This is a genomic window from Mycolicibacterium flavescens (genome assembly GCF_001722335.1).
Taxonomy (GTDB): Bacteria; Actinomycetota; Actinomycetes; order Mycobacteriales; family Mycobacteriaceae; genus Mycobacterium; species Mycobacterium flavescens.
Map to the genome: position 1 here is coordinate 500,378 of NZ_MIHA01000001.1, position 12,031 is coordinate 512,408.

The 12,031-nt window shown below is 68.8% G+C and carries 15 protein-coding genes; 14 read left to right on the top strand and 1 reads right to left on the bottom strand.

Annotation, left to right across the window (positions count from 1 at the left end):
* Positions 1–3 precede the first annotated feature (3 nt).
* From BHQ18_RS02445 to BHQ18_RS30365, 4 genes are read left to right on the top strand one after another with little or no spacing between them, the layout of a single operon-like run.
* Entirely contained in the window at positions 4–618 is a 615-nt protein-coding gene (locus BHQ18_RS02445; RefSeq protein ID WP_069411948.1) for a TetR/AcrR family transcriptional regulator, read from the top strand.
* A 20-nt stretch (positions 619–638) separates the two neighbouring features.
* Positions 639–1,877: an acyl-CoA dehydrogenase family protein gene (locus BHQ18_RS02450; protein ID WP_069411949.1), complete on the top strand. Its 1,239-nt coding sequence runs from the start codon at positions 639–641 to the stop codon at positions 1,875–1,877.
* Positions 1,874–2,845, top strand: coding sequence for a phosphotransferase family protein (locus BHQ18_RS02455; RefSeq protein WP_069411950.1), 972 nt, complete (start codon positions 1,874–1,876; stop codon positions 2,843–2,845). Before BHQ18_RS02450 ends, BHQ18_RS02455 begins: the two co-directional genes overlap by 4 nt.
* The gene (locus BHQ18_RS30365) at positions 2,842–3,192 is read left to right on the top strand and encodes a DUF6285 domain-containing protein (protein ID WP_069411951.1); all 351 of its coding nucleotides are present in this window, start codon (positions 2,842–2,844) and stop codon (positions 3,190–3,192) included. The genes BHQ18_RS02455 and BHQ18_RS30365 overlap by 4 nt, the downstream gene beginning before the upstream one ends.
* Here BHQ18_RS30365 and BHQ18_RS02465 read toward each other — a convergent pair.
* Positions 3,173–3,823: a class I SAM-dependent methyltransferase gene (locus BHQ18_RS02465; protein ID WP_069411952.1), complete on the bottom strand. Its 651-nt coding sequence runs from the start codon at positions 3,821–3,823 to the stop codon at positions 3,173–3,175. The two genes, BHQ18_RS30365 and BHQ18_RS02465, sit on opposite strands and share 20 nt — an antisense overlap.
* Before the next feature lie 48 nt (positions 3,824–3,871).
* Between BHQ18_RS02465 and BHQ18_RS02470 the strand changes: the two genes are divergently transcribed.
* The 10 genes from BHQ18_RS02470 to BHQ18_RS02515 all read left to right on the top strand — a co-directional run.
* Positions 3,872–4,267 (top strand): nuclear transport factor 2 family protein, encoded by a 396-nt coding sequence (locus BHQ18_RS02470; RefSeq protein ID WP_069411953.1) that lies wholly within the window; start codon positions 3,872–3,874, stop codon positions 4,265–4,267.
* A gap of 9 nt (positions 4,268–4,276) precedes the next feature.
* The gene (locus BHQ18_RS02475) at positions 4,277–4,810 is read left to right on the top strand and encodes a YceI family protein (protein WP_069411954.1); all 534 of its coding nucleotides are present in this window, start codon (positions 4,277–4,279) and stop codon (positions 4,808–4,810) included.
* A gap of 15 nt (positions 4,811–4,825) precedes the next feature.
* Positions 4,826–5,227, top strand: a complete 402-nt coding sequence (locus tag BHQ18_RS02480) for an Rv3143 family two-component system response regulator (RefSeq protein ID WP_069411955.1) — start codon at positions 4,826–4,828, stop codon at positions 5,225–5,227.
* Between the two features lie 165 nt (positions 5,228–5,392).
* Entirely contained in the window at positions 5,393–5,767 is a 375-nt protein-coding gene (locus tag BHQ18_RS02485) for an NADH-quinone oxidoreductase subunit A (protein ID WP_069411956.1), read from the top strand.
* Positions 5,758–6,312: a NuoB/complex I 20 kDa subunit family protein gene (locus BHQ18_RS02490; RefSeq protein ID WP_069411957.1), complete on the top strand. Its 555-nt coding sequence runs from the start codon at positions 5,758–5,760 to the stop codon at positions 6,310–6,312. Before BHQ18_RS02485 ends, BHQ18_RS02490 begins: the two co-directional genes overlap by 10 nt.
* Positions 6,309–7,007, top strand: a complete 699-nt coding sequence (locus BHQ18_RS02495; RefSeq protein ID WP_069411958.1) for an NADH-quinone oxidoreductase subunit C — start codon at positions 6,309–6,311, stop codon at positions 7,005–7,007. Before BHQ18_RS02490 ends, BHQ18_RS02495 begins: the two co-directional genes overlap by 4 nt.
* Entirely contained in the window at positions 7,007–8,344 is a 1,338-nt protein-coding gene (nuoD, locus tag BHQ18_RS02500; protein WP_069411959.1) for an NADH dehydrogenase (quinone) subunit D, read from the top strand. Before BHQ18_RS02495 ends, nuoD begins: the two co-directional genes overlap by 1 nt.
* Positions 8,345–9,211: an NADH-quinone oxidoreductase subunit NuoE gene (gene nuoE, locus BHQ18_RS02505; protein WP_069411960.1), complete on the top strand. Its 867-nt coding sequence runs from the start codon at positions 8,345–8,347 to the stop codon at positions 9,209–9,211.
* Positions 9,208–10,524 carry an NADH-quinone oxidoreductase subunit NuoF gene (gene nuoF / locus BHQ18_RS02510; RefSeq protein ID WP_069411961.1) on the top strand — a complete coding sequence of 439 codons (1,317 nt, stop codon included), beginning with the start codon at positions 9,208–9,210 and terminating at the stop codon, positions 10,522–10,524. Before nuoE ends, nuoF begins: the two co-directional genes overlap by 4 nt.
* 33 nt (positions 10,525–10,557) lie before the next feature.
* Positions 10,558–12,031, top strand: a 1,474-nt coding sequence (locus tag BHQ18_RS02515; protein ID WP_131815643.1) for an NADH-quinone oxidoreductase subunit G, incomplete at its 3' end; no start/stop codon positions are given.

Consider the following 12,031-nt stretch of genomic DNA (forward strand, 5'->3'; position numbering starts at 1 on the left):
GGCGTGCCGTCGCAGACCCTGAGCGCCAAAGGCCGCCAGACCCGCGACGCCATCGAGCGGGCGGCGCGCAAGCTGTTCGCCGAGCGTGGATTTCACGGCACGACGCTCGGCGACATCACCTCCGCGGCGGGTAAGTCACCCGCGGCGTTCTACCGCTACTTCGCCGACAAGGAAGACCTGCTGGCCGTGCTGGCGCAGTCGTTCCTGCACGAGGTGGTCGCACCCTCGGGGTCCAGCATCGACCTGCCCGAATCGCCCGACGACGACGCGTTCTTCCGCGCGGTGGTGACCGGCTACTGGAACATGTTCAAGCAGAACATCGGCATCATGATCGCCGTCGCGCAACTGGCCGCGACCCAGCCGCGATTCGCCGCCGTGCAGAACGAGTTCCGCCGGCTAGGCATGGACGTCGTCGCCGCCTCGGTGCAGCGCGCCCAGGAGCAGGGCTACGCCGCCGACCTGAACCCCCAACACACCGCGGCCGCGATCGCGCTGCTGTTCGAGAACTTCACGTCCGTGTTCGTCGGCGGCTCCTCGGGTCTCGGTGTCGAGATCAGCGACGAGGACGCCATCGCTACGCTGTCGAGGATCTGGAAGAAGACGCTGTATGGCTTCTAGCAGTCTGAGAGGGAATCACCGTGGATTTCGCCCTGCCCGACCATCTGCCCGCAGTGCTCGCCGAGATGGACGCGTTCATCGAAGCCGAGATCAAACCGCTGGAACGCGAGAACATCCAGTACTTCGACAAACGCCGTGAGCACGCCCGCACCGACTGGGACAACGACGGGGTGCCCCGCCGCGAGTGGGAGGACCTGCTCGACGAGATGCGCAGGCGCGCCGACGCCGCGGGCTGGCTGCGCTACGGGCTGCCCTCGCGGTTCGGCGGCCGCGACGGCAGCAACATCGACACGGCGGTGATCCGCGAGCACCTCGCGCACAAGGGTCTGGGCCTGCACAACGACCTGCAGAACGAGTCGTCGATCGTCGGCAACTTCCCGCAGGTGATCATGATGGACCGGTTCGGCACCGAGACGCAGAAAGCCGAGTGGACCGAGGCGCTGATCACCGGCGAACGGTCGATGGCGTTCGGGCTGACCGAACCCGACCACGGCAGCGACGCCACCTGGATGGAGACCACCGCGGTGCGCGACGGCGACGACTGGGTCATCAACGGCGCCAAGCGGTTCAACACCGGCGTGCACCGCGCCACCCACGACCTGGTGTTCGCCCGCACGTCCGGGGAACGGGGCCAGGCCCGCGGCATCACCGCGTTCCTGGTGCCGACCGACGCGCCGGGCTTCACCGTCCCCTACTACTGGTGGTCGTTCAACATGCCGACCGATCACGGCGAGGTCGAGCTCAAGGACGTCCGGGTGCCCGCCGACGCGGTGCTCGGCGAGGTGGACCGCGGGCTCGAGGTCGGGCAGACGTTCCTGCACGAGAACCGGATCCGCCAGGCCGCCAGCAGCCTGGGCGCCGCGCAGTACTGCATCGACCGGGCCGTGCAGTACGCCCAGGACCGCAAGGTCTTCGGCAAGCCGCTGGCGGTCAACCAGGCGGTGCAGTGGCCGCTGGTCGAGTTGCAGACCGAGGCGCAGATGGTCCGGCTGCTGGTGTACTACGCGGCCACCGAGCTTGACCGCAACCACCACATGGAGGTTTCCGACAAGGTGTCGATGGCCAACTACCGCGCCAACCGGCTGGTGTGCGAGGCCTCCGACCGGGCGATGCAGGTGTTCGGTGGCGTCGGCTACAGCCGCCACGAACCGTTCGAGCACATCTACCGCCATCACCGCCGCTACCGCATCACCGAGGGCGCCGAGGAGATCCAGATCCGGCGGGTGGCGCAGCGGCTGTTCGGGTTCGGCAAGCGTTGAGCGCAGCACTTGCCGACGCGCTCGCCGGCGTGCTCCGTCCGGTGCTCGGCGACGGCGTCGTCGTGGAGAACCTGCACGCGCTGACCGGCGGGGCCAGCCGCACGACGTGGGCGTTCGACGCTCTCACCGACGCGCGGCGCGCCCTGATCCTGCGCACCGGTCCGCCCGACGACGTGCACGCCTCGATGGAACTCGAGGCCCGCGTGCAGCAGCGGGCGGCCGCGGCAGGCGCGCCGGTGCCGCACATCCTGGCCGCCGACAATTCACCTGCGGCGCTGGGAAATCCGTACCTCATCTGCGATGCGATCGGCGGCGAGACGATCGTGCGCAGGATCTACCGGTCCCTCGACGACGACGGCCGGGCGCGGCTGCTGCGCCAGTGCGCGCAGGCGCTGGCCGCCATCCACCGCGCCGACCACCGGGGTATCGGGGTGCCGCCCGCTGACCAGCTCACCGAGTGGCGGGACCGGCTCGACGAAATGGGCGACACCACCGCGACATTCGAGTGGGCGTTCCGGTGGTTGGCCGCGCACCGGCCCGCACCGTCCGAACAGGTCCTGGTGCACGGCGACTTCCGGATGGGCAACCTGATCGTCGACGACACCGGGCTGGCGGCGGTGCTGGACTGGGAACTCGTGCACATCGGCGAGCGGTACGAGGACCTGGCGTGGTTCTGCATCCGCGCGTGGCGCTTCGGCGCAGCCGAGGAGCTGGGTGCCGGCGGGCTCGGCAGCGTCGAGGCGTTCCTGTCGGCCTACGAGGACGCCGCCGGGCTGACACTGGACCGCGACGCGTTCCGCTGGTGGCTGACCGTCGCCACGCTGCGGTGGGGGGTGATCTGCCGGTACCAGGCCGAGCGGCACCTGTCCGGTCAGACCGAGTCGGTGGAGCTGGCCGCGATCGGCCGGCGGGTGGCCGAAACCGAATGGGACGTGCTGGATCTGCTGCAGGGAGGGGGTCCGCGATGAGCTGGCTCTACGGCCGTCCGACCGCCGCGGAACTCGTCGCCGCGGTCACCGGCTTCCTGGAGAACGACGTGCGCGCCGCGACCGGGCCCGACGGCGGTTCCGACAGGGGACAGGTGAATTTTCATGCGCGCGTGGCGGCCAACGTGCTGCGCATCGTCGAACGCGAACTGACCGACACCACCGCGGCCGAGGTGTTCGACGCGCTCGCCGCCATCGGTTACGACGACGAGCCGGCGCTGGCCGCGGCCATCCGCGCGGGTGACCTCGACGGCCGGGCCGACGACCTGCTGCCGGTGCTGCGCACGCTGGTGCGCCACCGCCTCGACATCAACCACCCCGGCTACTGAGCGATGGTCGACGGATGCGGGCCACCCAGGCCGGCTCGTCGACCAGCGAGCCCGCCGGGAGCCCGAAGGCCTGCGTATGCGCCTCGCCGATCACGCCGCGGTAGGTGGTGGCCGCGAGGTCTTCCAACACCCAGCCCTCGCCGAACGCGCCGCGGATGTCGGCCTCGCTGACCTGCGGTCCGAAGCCGCGGCCGCGGTCGGACAGCGCGAGGATGTGCACCAGCCCGCCCGGCAGGCAGGCGTCGTGCAGGCTTGCGACGTAGCGGGCGCGGTCGGTCGGCGAAAAGATGTGGAACAGGGCGCTGTCGAGGATCGTGTCGTAACGGGTGTCGCTGCCGAGATCGGTCGCATCGGCCACCGCGAACCGGGCGTCGACCTGCTGGGCGGCGGCGTTGGCGCGCGCGTGCTCGATCGCCGCCGGGGAGTAGTCGACGCCGAGCACGTCGTAACCCAGGCGGGTCAGCAGGATCGTGTGCTCACCGGCGCCGCAGCCGACGTCGAGCACCCGGCCGCTGAAACCGCCGGCGCGCTCGAGGTCGATGACCGCGGGCTGAGGTGCCCCGATCACCCACGGCGCGGTTCCGCTCTTGTAGGCGTCGTCGAACAGGGACAGAGTAGGCGTGGTATCCATGACGCCAGTCTTCAACCTCAACGCCGCTTGAGGTCAAGGAGGAAACCGATGACCGTTGCCGATGACACCATCGCCGTTGTGGCGGATCGACTGTTCGGCGCCATCGAGCGCGGCGACCGTGACGCGGTCGCGGCGCTCTGGAGCCAGGACGTGGTGGTGTGGAAGGTCGCCGACGGCAGCCGCGGCAGGGACCGGGCGTTGCGCGTCATCGACTGGTTCATCGGCGCGACGACCCAGCGGCGCTATGAGATCCTCGAACGGCAACTGTTCGACGGCGGGTTCGTCCAGCAGCACATCCTGCACGCCGGCGGGACCAACGGCAACGCGATCGCGATGCGGGTGTGCATCGTGATCAAGGTGGACGCCGACGGGCTGATCTGCTCGATCGACGAATACTTCGACCCGGCGGAGATCGCTCCGCTGCTCAGTACGACCGGTCAGTAAGGAGACGACATGGCAAGCCTGAGCGAGCTTTTCAGCGATCCGGGATCGGCGGGCCACTGGGTCCTCGACCCGCGGCAGTCCACGATCACGGTGAAAGCCAAGTCACTGTGGGGTCTGATGCCGGTCAAGGGGCGGTTCACCGAGTTCACCGGTGAGGGAGAACTCGCCGCGCCGCAAACCGTTTCCGGCCGCGTCGACATCAAGGCGGCTTCGCTTCGCACCGGCATCGGCAAGCGCGACGAGCACCTGCACTCCGCGGATTTCTTTGACGCCGAGACGTTTCCGGACATCGGCGTGGTCGTCACCGGCGCCGACACGATCGACGGCGACACCCTCGACCTGGCCGCCGAACTCACGATCCGGGGCAGCAGCAGGCCGCTGACCCTGCGGACCCGGGTGACCCCGGTCGGCGACGGCGGGATGCGGCTGTCCACCCAGGTGTCGGTCCGGCGGTCCGACTTCGGCGTCGACGGCAACATGGTCGGCATGATCAGTGACAACGCAACGATCTCCGGCGACTTGGTGTTCCGGCACGCCCGCTAGCCGTACCATCACGGCATGGTCGACTCTTCTCGTCCGCTGCGGGTCCTCGTATACAGCGACAACCCGAGAACCCGCGAAGAGGTGCAGCTGGCGCTCGGTAAGCGGGTCCATCCCGATCTGCCCGAGCTGACCTACTTCGAGGTGGCCACCGGCCCGATGGTCATCCGGCAGATGGACCAGGGCGGGTTCGATCTGGTCATCCTCGACGGCGAGGCGGCCCCCACCGGGGGAATGGGAATCGCCAAGCAACTCAAGGACGAGATCGCCGACTGCCCACCCATCCTGGTGCTCACCGGCCGACCCGACGATGCGTGGCTGGCCCGGTGGTCGCGGGCCGAGGCGGCAGTGCCGCACCCGATCGACCCGATCCGGCTCGGCGACGCTGTCGCGGGCCTCCTGCGCACTCTGGTTCAGTAACCGCAAATACGCGTATTCGCCTGTCGCACAGCCTGTTCCAGGCACGACGGCATCGCCGTGCGTTGCCAATAGCGATACTAACCAAAACGTGTGGCGTCCATCGCAAAGCCCGCTAGGGTGTGGGTAAGCTCACATCGACAGCCCACGAGGGAGCGTTTGCGCGGTATGGATTTGTACACGCCAATCCTGGTGCTTGGCGCGATCGCGGCTGCGTTCGCGGTCGGCTCGGTCGCCATTGCTCTGCTGGTCGGCCCCCGGCGCTACAACCGGGCCAAGCTCGAGGCCTACGAGTGCGGTATCGAGCCGGTGCCGCACGGCGGGCCGTCCGGGCAGCCCACCGGCCAGCGGTTTCCGATCAAGTACTACCTGACCGCGATGTTGTTCATCATCTTCGACATCGAGATCGTCTTCCTCTACCCGTGGGCGGTCGCGTTCGACAGCCTCGGGCTGTTTGCCCTGATAGAGATGCTGCTGTTCATGGCGACGGTGTTCGTTGCCTACGCCTATGTCTGGCGGCGAGGAGGCCTGCAATGGGACTAGAAGAGAAACTGCCCGGCGGAATCCTGCTCTCGACCGTCGAGAAGGTCGCCGGCTACATCCGCAAGGGTTCGCTGTGGCCGGCGACGTTCGGGCTGGCCTGCTGCGCGATCGAGATGATGGCCACGGCGGGACCGCGCTTCGACATCTCGCGGTTCGGCATGGAGCGGTTCTCCGCGACGCCGCGCCAGGCCGACCTGATGATCGTCGCGGGCCGGGTCAGCCAGAAGATGGCGCCGGTGCTGCGGCAGATCTACGACCAGATGGCCGAACCGAAGTGGGTGCTGGCGATGGGCGTGTGCGCGTCGTCGGGCGGGATGTTCAACAACTACGCGATCGTCCAGGGCGTCGACCACGTCGTCCCGGTGGACATCTACCTGCCCGGCTGCCCGCCGCGCCCGGAGATGCTGCTGCACGCGATCCTGAAGCTGCACGACAAGATTCAGGAGATGCCGCTCGGCGTGCACCGCGAGGAGGCGATCCGCGAAGCCGAGCAGGCGGCGCTGTCGATTCCGCCGACGATCGAGCTCAAAGGTCTGCTGCGGTGACGGACGACAACGGCCACAACGGTGCGCCCAGCGACAACGAACCCGACATCATCGGCGTGCGCCGCGGCATGTTCGGCGCCCGCGACACCGGCGACACATCCGGCTACGGCCGCCTGATCCGGCCGGTCGCGCTGCCGGGCGGTTCCCCGCGGCCCTACGGCGGATACTTCGACGAGGTCGTCGACCGGCTCGAGGCGGCGCTCGGCGAGGACGGGTACGCCGAATCCGTCGAGCGGGTCGTGGTCTACCGCGACCAGCTCACGCTCGAGGTGCACCGCACGCAGCTGCCGACGGTCGCCCAGGCGCTACGCGACGACCCGCAGCTGCACTTCGAACTGTGCCTGGGCGTCAGCGGGGTGCACTATCCCGGTGACACCGGGCGCGAACTGCACGCGGTGTATCCGCTGATGTCGATCACGCACAACCGCCGGATCCAGATGGAGGTCGCCGCACCCGACGACGACCCGCACATCCCGTCGTTGTTCGGGGTCTACCCCACCGTCGACTGGCACGAGCGCGAAACCTACGACTTCTTCGGCATCATCTTCGACGGCCATCCGGCACTGACCCGCATCGAGATGCCCGACGACTGGGTGGGCCACCCGCAACGCAAGGACTACCCGCTGGGCGGCATCCCGGTCGAGTACCACGGCGCCGAGATCCCGCCGCCCGACCAACGGAGGGCCTACTACTGATGAGCATCGACCACGCCGCGCCCGACAGCGGCGAGACCTTCGTCGTTGTCGGCGGCCAGGATTGGGACCACGTCGTCGAGGCCGCGCGGGAAGCCGCGGCCGCCAACGCCGGCGACCGCATCGTCGTCAACATGGGCCCGCAGCACCCCTCCACCCACGGCGTGCTGCGCCTGATCCTCGAGATCGACGGCGAGACCATCGTGTCGGCCCGGTGCGGAATCGGATACCTGCACACCGGGATCGAGAAGAACCTCGAGTTCCGCACCTGGACCCAGGGCGTCACGTTCGTCACCCGGATGGACTACCTGTCGCCGTTCTTCAACGAGGCGGCGTACTGCCTGGCGGTCGAGAAACTGCTCGGCGTCACCGACGACATCCCCGAGCGCGCCAGCGTCATCCGCGTGCTGATGATGGAGCTCAACCGGATCTCCTCACACCTGGTCGCGCTGGCCACCGGCGGGATGGAACTCGGCGCGATGAGCGCGATGTTCTACGGCTTCCGCGAACGCGAGTTGATCCTGTCGGTGTTCGAGACGATCACCGGCCTGCGCATGAACAGCGCCTACATCCGCCCCGGTGGGGTCGCGGTGGACCTGCCCGAGGAGGGGCTGCCGCAGATCCGCGAACTGCTCGACCTGCTTCCTACGCGGTTGCAGGACCTGTCGGATCTGCTCAACGAGAACTACATCTGGAAGGCCCGCACCCAGAACGTCGGCTACCTCGACCTGACCGGCTGCATGGCGCTGGGCATCACCGGGCCGTGCCTGCGCTCGACCGGACTGCCGCACGATCTGCGCCGGGCCCAACCCTATTGCGGCTACGAGACTTACGACTTCGACGTGATCACCGACGACGGCTGCGACTCCTACGGCCGCTACCTGATCCGGGTCAAGGAGATGGCGGAGTCCATCAAGATCATCGAGCAGTGCGTCGAACGCCTGGAACGGTCGACCGGACAGCCGGTGATGATCGAGGACAAGAAGCTGGCCTGGCCCGCCGACCTCAAGGTCGGACCGGACGGGTTGGGCAACTCTCCCGAACACATCGCCAAGATCATGGGACATTCGATGGAGGGGCTCATTCACCACTTCAAGATCGTCACCGAAGGAATCCGGGTGCCCGCCGGGCAGGTGTACGTCGGGATCGAGTCTCCCCGCGGTGAACTCGGCGTCCACATGGTTTCCGACGGCGGCACCCGCCCGTACCGGGTGCACTACCGCGACCCGTCGTTCAACAACCTGCAGGCCGTCGCCGCGATGTGCGAGGGCGGAATGGTCGCCGACGCGATCACCGCGGTGGCGTCGATCGATCCGGTGATGGGCGGGGTGGACAGGTAGATGAGCGTATTCCTCGAGCTTGGTCAGCGACCTGAAGAACCCGGCCCGCCGATCAACGGGCCGGTGTCGTATCCGGACGACGTGACGGCACGGCTGAGCGCCGACGCCGCGAAGATCGTCGCGCGCTACCCGCAGTCACGCTCGGCGCTGCTGCCGCTGCTGCACCTGGTGCAGTCCGAGGACGGCTGCCTGACCCCGGCCGGTATCACGTTCTGCGCCAAGCATCTGGGACTGACCGAGGCCGAGGTCACCGCGGTCGCCACGTTCTACTCGATGTACCGGCGCACGCCCACCGGCGACTACCTGGTCGGGGTGTGCACCAACACGCTGTGCGCGGTGATGGGCGGCGACGCGATCCTCGACGCGCTGCAGGACCACCTGGGCATCCACGCCGGCGAGACCACCGAAGACGGCCGGGTCACGCTCGACCACGTCGAGTGCAACGCGGCCTGCGACTACGCGCCGGTGGTGATGGTCAACTGGGAGTTCTACGACAACCAGACCCCGTCCTCGGCACGCGATCTCGTCGACGGCCTGCGCGCAGGCACTCCCCCGGACCCGACCCGCGGCGCCGCGCCGCTGTGCACCTTCCGGGAGACCGCACGCACCCTCGCCGGCCTGCCCGACCCCCGCCCGAACGGCGGCGCCACCGGAGACGCGACGCTGGCCGGGCTGCGGGTTGCCCGCGAGCGCGGAATGTCGGCGCCCGAGCCCGACGCCCCGGCAGCGTCGGAGGAGACGCTGAGCGACCGCGAGGCCGCCGCGGAGGCCACCAGGAACGCTGCGGCGCCTGCGCCGTCGGCCACCGTTCCCCCCGAGCCGGACACCATCGAGACCAACCCGAACACAACGGATTCCGACGCATGACCGACCTGACTCCCGTTTTCAGCCGGTTCTGGGACGAACCGGAACCGTGGTCGCTGGACACCTACCGCCGCCACGGCGGGTACCGCGGCCTGGAGAAGGCGCTGTCGATGCCGCCCGACGACGTCATCGCGCTGGTCAAGGACTCCGGGCTGCGCGGGCGCGGCGGTGCCGGCTTCCCGACCGGCACGAAGTGGTCATTCATTCCGCAGGGTGACAGCGACGCCGGCGCCAAACCGCACTACCTGGTGATCAACGCCGACGAGTCCGAACCCGGTACGTGCAAAGACATTCCGCTGATGCTGACCACCCCGCACTTCTTGGTCGAAGGTGCGATCATCGCGGCGTACGCGATCCGGGCGAACCACGCGTTCATCTACCTGCGCGGCGAGGTGGTGCCGGTGCTGCGGCGACTGCAGGCCGCCGTCGCCGAGGCCTACGAGGCCGGCTACCTCGGCACCGACATCAACGGTTCGGGTTTCGACCTGGACCTGGTCGTGCACGCCGGCGCGGGCGCGTACATCTGCGGTGAGGAGACCGCGCTGCTCGACTCGCTGGAAGGCCGACGCGGCCAACCCCGGCTGCGGCCACCGTTTCCCGCCGTCGCCGGCCTGTACGCGTGCCCGACGGTCGTCAACAACGTCGAATCCATCGCCAGCGTGCCGCCGATCCTGCTCAACGGCGTGGACTGGTTCCGCTCGATGGGGACGGAGAAGTCGCCCGGGTTCACGCTGTACTCGCTGTCCGGCCACGTCACCACACCCGGGCAGTACGAGGCGCCGCTCGGCATCACGCTGCGCGAACTGCTCGACTACGCCGGCGGTGTCCGCGCCGGGCACACGCTGAAGTTCTGGACCCCGGGTGGTTCGTCGACCCCCCTGCTGACCGCCGAACACCTCGACGTGCCACTGGATTACGAGGGGATGGCCGGTGTCGGCACCATGCTCGGCACCAAGGCGCTGCAGATCTTCGACGAGACGACGTGCGTGGTGCGCGCGGTGCGCCGCTGGACGCAGTTCTACGCCCACGAGTCGTGCGGCAAGTGCACACCATGCCGCGAGGGCACCTACTGGTTGGCCCAGATCTACGAGCGGCTCGAGACCGGTCGCGGCACCGAGGCCGACATCGACAAGCTGCTCGACATCTCCGACAACATCTTCGGAAAATCGTTCTGCGCGTTGGGCGACGGGGCCGCCGCGCCGATCATGTCGTCGATCAAGTTCTTCCGCGACGAGTACGTCGCCCATCTGCAGGGCGGGTGCCCGTTCGATCCGCACGCCTCCACGCTGATGGCAACCGAAGGGGCTGGTGTGTGATGGCGCTGTCAACGCCGGCGAGAGGGGGATCCGATGACGCAGACCGCTGACACCGGGGCGGGCACCGACGTCGAGATGGTGACGCTGACGATCGACGGCGTGGAGGTCAGCGTGCCCAAGGGCACGTTGGTGATCCGGGCCGCCGAACTCATCGGGATCCAGATCCCGCGGTTCTGCGACCATCCGCTGCTCGACCCGGTGGGCGCCTGCCGCCAGTGTCTCGTCGAGGTCGAAGGTCAGCGCAAGCCGATGGCGTCGTGCACCATCACCTGCACACCGGACATGGTGGTGCGCACGCAACTCACGTCGCCGGAGGCCGACAAGGCGCAGCAGGGCGTGATGGAACTGCTGCTGATCAACCACCCACTGGACTGCCCGGTCTGCGACAAGGGCGGCGAATGCCCGCTGCAGAACCAGGCGATGTCCCACGGGCGCGCCGAGACCCGCTTCGAAGACGTCAAACGCACGTTCCCCAAACCGATCAACATCTCCTCGCAGGTGCTGCTGGACCGCGAACGCTGCGTACTGTGCGCGCGCTGCACCCGCTTCTCCGAACAGATCGCCGGCGACCCGTTCATCGACCTGCTCGAACGCGGCGCGCTGCAGCAGGTCGGGATCGCGCCGGGTGAGCCGTTCCAGTCGTACTTCTCCGGCAACACCGTGCAGATCTGCCCGGTCGGCGCGCTCACCGGCGCCGCCTACCGGTTCCGCGCCCGCCCGTTCGACCTGGTGTCGAGCCCGAGCGTGTGCGAACACTGCGCGTCGGGCTGCGCGCAGCGCACCGACCACCGGCGCGGAAAGGTCATGCGCCGGTTGGCCGGTGACGACCCGCAGGTCAACGAGGAATGGAACTGCGACAAGGGCCGCTGGGCGTTCACCTACACCACACAGGGTGACCGCATCACCACCCCGCTGCTGCGTGACGACGACGGCAAGCTGCGCCCGGCGTCCTGGTCCGAGGCGCTCGCGGTGGCCGGCAAGGGGTTGGCGGCGGCCAGCGGCAGCGCCGGTGTGCTCGTCGGCGGTCGCGTCACCGTCGAGGACGCCTACGCATACGCCAAGTTCGCCCGGATCGTCCTCGACACCAACGACATCGACTTCCGCGCCCGCGCGCACAGCGCCGAGGAGGCCGAGTTCCTGGCCGCCACGGTGGCCGGGCAGCCGATGACCGTCACCTACGCCGACCTCGAGAATGCGCCCGCGGTGCTGCTGGCCGGTTTCGAGCCCGAGGAGGAGTCCCCGATCGTCTTCCTGCGGCTGCGCAAAGCGGTCCGCAAGAAGGGCCTGCAGGTGATCGCGGTCGCGCCGTTTGCGACCCGCAGCCTGACCAAGCTGCGCGGCCGACTGGTCGCCGCGGCGCCGGGCGCCGAGGCGAGAGCGCTCGACGACCTCACCGAGGACCCGCAGCTCCGGCTGCCCGGGGCGGTGATCCTGGTCGGTGAGCGGCTGGCCACCTCACCCGGAGCGCTTTCGGCGGCAAGCAGATTGGCCGCGGCCACCGGTGCCC